The 4115-nt window shown below is 49.9% G+C and carries 4 protein-coding genes and 2 pseudogenes; all 6 read left to right on the top strand.

Annotated elements, in window-relative coordinates:
• Positions 1-23 precede the first annotated feature (23 nt).
• Positions 24-290: pseudogene (locus tag ACLTD4_RS33115) on the top strand (glycine/betaine/sarcosine/D-proline family reductase selenoprotein B); the annotation flags it as partial.
• A 74-nt stretch (positions 291-364) separates the two neighbouring features.
• The gene (locus ACLTD4_RS33120; protein WP_278837103.1) at positions 365-1819 is read left to right on the top strand and encodes a BCCT family transporter; all 1455 of its coding nucleotides are present in this window, start codon (positions 365-367) and stop codon (positions 1817-1819) included.
• Between the two features lie 32 nt (positions 1820-1851).
• A complete protein-coding gene (trxB, locus tag ACLTD4_RS33125; RefSeq protein WP_412329991.1) occupies positions 1852-2790 on the top strand; it encodes a thioredoxin-disulfide reductase in 939 nt (312 codons plus the stop codon).
• Between the two features lie 12 nt (positions 2791-2802).
• Positions 2803-3120 carry a thioredoxin TrxA gene (gene trxA, locus ACLTD4_RS33130; protein ID WP_278837081.1) on the top strand — a complete coding sequence of 106 codons (318 nt, stop codon included), beginning with the start codon at positions 2803-2805 and terminating at the stop codon, positions 3118-3120.
• Between the two features lie 24 nt (positions 3121-3144).
• Positions 3145-3615, top strand: coding sequence for a glycine/sarcosine/betaine reductase complex selenoprotein A (gene grdA, locus ACLTD4_RS33135; RefSeq protein ID WP_278837080.1), 471 nt, complete (start codon positions 3145-3147; stop codon positions 3613-3615).
• Positions 3616-3632: 17 nt separating this feature from the next.
• Positions 3633-4115 (top strand): annotated as a pseudogene (locus ACLTD4_RS33140) (glycine reductase); the annotation flags it as partial.

Below are 4115 nucleotides of genomic sequence, written 5' to 3' on the forward strand. Positions count from 1 at the left end.
GCATTATCCTCCTCTCCACCTGAGGGACCTGTACTCGTTGCGGTGCAACGATGGTGAAAGAATTTGAAAGAGCAGGGTTCCCAATTGTGCAGATGTGTAACCTGATTCCTGTTGCAAAGACAGTAGGTTCAAACAGGATTGTGCCTACCATATCAATTCCGTATCCTCTGGGCGATCCATCAACTACCAAAGAGGAACAGTGGAACTTAAGATATCACAGGGTTGGCGTGGCGCTTGATGCGCTGGCGACGGATATCGACGAACAGACCGTATTCAAAGTAAAGATTTAAAAACGTCTGGAGGGGTGGTTGTGCTGGTGGAAAAAAATGGTGGACCGCAGAAGAAAGGAATTAATTATGTGTTCATGATTTCATTACTGCTTACGGTTGGGCTTGCAGTATGGTCCATCGTCTTTAATGAAAGTTTTACAGTAGCGTCCAATGCGTTGTCTGGATTTCTGACGTCTCATTTCAGCTGGCTGTATCTGCTTGCGATGATGGTATTTGTATTTTTCAGCCTGTATATCGCATTCAGCAGATATGGGAATGTCAAGCTGGGACCGGATGATTCCGTGCCGGAGTATAAGACATCTTCCTGGTTTGCCATGCTCTTCGGGGCAGGCATGGGGGTGGGTCTGGTATTCTGGGGCGTTTCAGAGCCGATATCGCACTACATGGCCCCTAATGGAATGGAGGGCCAGACATTAGAAGCTGCTGATTTTGCAATGCGAACCACGTTCATGCATTGGGGAGTACACCCCTGGGCCAGCTACTGTATCATCGGCCTCGCACTGGGGTATTTCCAGTTCCGGAAGAACAAGCCGGGGCTGTTAAGCAGTATTTACTCTTCCTGGCGGGGAGACGGATTTGCGGACAGTAAATTCGGGAAAGCCATTGATATCCTGGCGATATTCGCCACGGTTGCCGGCATCATCACCTCACTGGGATTAGGAGTACGTCAAATTAACAGCGGCCTCAATTATTTATTTGGCGTCCCGGAGACTTTGGCGGTGCAGATCATCATTATGGTGGTAATCACCGCGCTGTTCATCCTGGTTGCCATAGCCGGTATTGAAAAAGGCGTGAAGCTGATTTCGGATTTCAACCTGTACCTGGCGTTTGGGCTGATGATTGCAGCGATGCTGGTCGGTCCCGGGATTGCTATGATTAATAACCTGGTAAATGGAATGGGGCAGTATATCGGAAACTTCTTTCAGGACAGTTTCAGGGTGTCGGCTCTCGGCGATAACAGCTGGACTAACAGCTGGAGAATATTTTACTGGGCATGGTGGATTACCTGGGCGCCCTTTGTCGGCTCTTTTATAGCCAGGATATCACGGGGGCGAACTATCAGGCAGTTCATTTTGGGCGTTATGATTGCGCCGACTCTTGGGTCAGCTGTGTGGTTTTCCATTTTTGGGACCATGGGCATCAACCTGGGAGTGAACAAAATCCTTCCCCAGGAAACACTGGCGCAGATTGTGGCAGCCCCCGAAAAAGGCCTGTTCCTGGTGCTGGGGGAATATCCCCTGGGTATGATACTTGCCTTTTTGGCACTGGTGCTGTTGTGTACGTTTTTTATCATATCAGCAAATTCCGGTACCTTCGTATTGGCAATGATGTCCTCAAACGGAGATTTAAACCCCTCGGGAAACCGGAAAGTGCTGTGGGGGATTGTCCTGGCAGCCATGGCAATCGGCGTGCTGATCTGTGGCCTTGAGCCGCTGCCTATGGTGGCAATCGCGGCGTTTCCGTTTATATTCATTATGTTATCCGCCTGTGTCTCGATTGTGAAGGCACTGAAACAGGAGCAGCCTTGACGGCAGAAATGTTAAAAACTGGAGAGAAAGAAATGAGTAAAGTATACGATTTAATAATTATAGGAGCCGGTCCGGCGGGACTGTCAGCCGGCGCTTATGCCGGAAGGGCAAGGCTGTCCACGCTGATTATTGAAAAAGCGAAAGATGGCGGCCAGATTGTCATAACGGATGAGATTGAGAATTATCCGGGTTCCCTGGAAGATGAGTCAGGTCCGTCCCTGGTCGGGAGGATGTCAGAGCAGGCCGCCAGATTCGGCGCAGAGAAAGTATATGACACTGTGCAGGATATGGAGCTTGATGGCAAGGTAAAGATTATACGGTGTGCCCACGGGGATTACCAGTCGAAGACCGTCATTATAGCGGCAGGAGCCTACCCTACCCCTATTGGCTGTCCCGGCGAGCGGGAACTGACGGGAAAAGGAGTTTCCTACTGTGCAACCTGTGACGCGGCGTTCTTTGAGGATTTCGAGGTATTTGTAGTTGGCGGAGGAGATTCCGCAGTGGAGGAGGCGCTGTATCTGACTAAATTTGCACGCCAGGTTACCATTATCCACAGGCGGGATGAACTCCGGGCGGCGAAATCCATCCAGGAGAAAGCCTTTGCCAATCCCAAGATGAAATTTATGTGGGACAGTGTCGTAAAGGAACTGAAAGGAGACGGGCTTCTGTCGTCCATGGTAGTGGAAAATGTGAAGACCGGGGAAATCCGGGAGATTACGGCTGACGAGGAAGATGGCACATTCGGGGTGTTTGTATTTATCGGATTCAAACCGATGTCCGCAGTCTTTGAAGGGAAGGTAGCCATGGAAAACGGCTATATCCTGACGGATGAAGACATGAAATGTGATGTGCCGGGCGTATTTGCAGCCGGAGATATCCGGAAAAAGAGCTTAAGGCAGGTAGTGACTGCAGCGGCGGACGGTGCAATAGCAGCCGTGCAGGCAGGAAAATATCTGGAAGAAATGGAATAGGAGGTACCGGTTATGGTAATTTGCGATAAGAACACCTTTGCTCCGGAAGTGCTGGAGCATCAGGGAACGGTTCTGGTTGATTTCTTTGGCGACGGCTGTGTGCCATGTGCGGCTTTGCTGCCACACATCGAAGGCTTTGCAGAGAAGTATGGCGAAACGCTTAAATTCTGTAAGCTGAACACAACCGGGGCAAGAAGACTGGCTATCAGCCAGAAGATTATGGGGCTTCCGGTCATCGCAATCTATAGGGATGGCGAGAAGATAGAGGAGCTGGTAAAGGACGATGCAACACCGGACGCGGTGGAGTCCATGATTTTAAAATACGTGTAAAAAATAAAATTGGAGGAAGAAGATATGGCTTTATTAAATGGAAAAAAAGTCGTGGTCATCGGTGACCGTGACGGTATTCCGGGACCGGCCATTGCGCAGTGTGCCGAGTCGGCAGGCGGAGAGATTATCTTTTCATCTACCGAATGCTTTGTTTGAACGGCTGCAGGTGCTATGGACTTAGAAAACCAGAAGAGGGTAAAAGAATTTGCTGAGCAGTACGGACCGGAGAACGTAGTCGTTCTCTTAGGCGCCGCTGAGGGAGAAGCCGCAGGTCTTGCAGCAGAAACCGTAACAGCAGGAGACCCCACTTTTGCAGGCCCATTAGCAGGAGTCCCGTTGGGACTTGCCGTGTACCATGTGTGCGAGCCACAGGTAAAAGAAGAAGTGAAGGAAGATGTTTACGAGGAACAGGTCAGCATGATGGAGATGGTTCTTGACGTTGACGATATTGTGAATGAGATGACGGCCATCCGAGACGAGTTTGGGAAATACTAGGCCGGTGAGGTGATTGGATGATGAGTGATTTTTCAGTATTGAGAGGCGCCAGTTACATCATGGCCCACACACCGGATATGGTGCTCCACAACGGGACGACCCAGACCACGGAACGGATTGTGAATCCGGAATCAGAATATTTGAAAGAAGTTGCCTCACATCTTCGATGTTTTGAGGATGTGCTCTCCTACATCCCCAACCAGGTGTATATAGGAAACATGGAGTCCCGGGAATTAACCGGGCTCCCCCTGCCCTGGCATGATAAGAAGGCAGCAAGTCCCGAGAGATTGGGAAAATTCGGAGAGATTATGCCTCAGGATGAGTTCTACGGCCTGATTCAGATCTGTGATGCATTCGATCTGGTAAAGCTGGAGAAGGATTTTGCAGTCCGGGTAAAAGAAAAACTGACCGCTCATGGGCTTTTCAAACAGGAGCAGCTTGCTGTCCTTGATAAAAACCAGGATGAGGAAAGTACCTTAAAAACCATGGTAGAAGAGGAG

The sequence above is a fragment of the Hungatella sp. genome (genome assembly GCF_046966825.1).

Coding starts and splice junctions, on each gene's coding strand:
- ACLTD4_RS33120 (WP_278837103.1), top strand. CDS start 365: ATGATTTCATTACTGCTTACGGTTGGGCTTGCAGTATGGTCCATCGTC.
- trxB (WP_412329991.1), top strand. CDS start 1,852: ATGAGTAAAGTATACGATTTAATAATTATAGGAGCCGGTCCGGCGGGA.
- trxA (WP_278837081.1), top strand. CDS start 2,803: ATGGTAATTTGCGATAAGAACACCTTTGCTCCGGAAGTGCTGGAGCAT.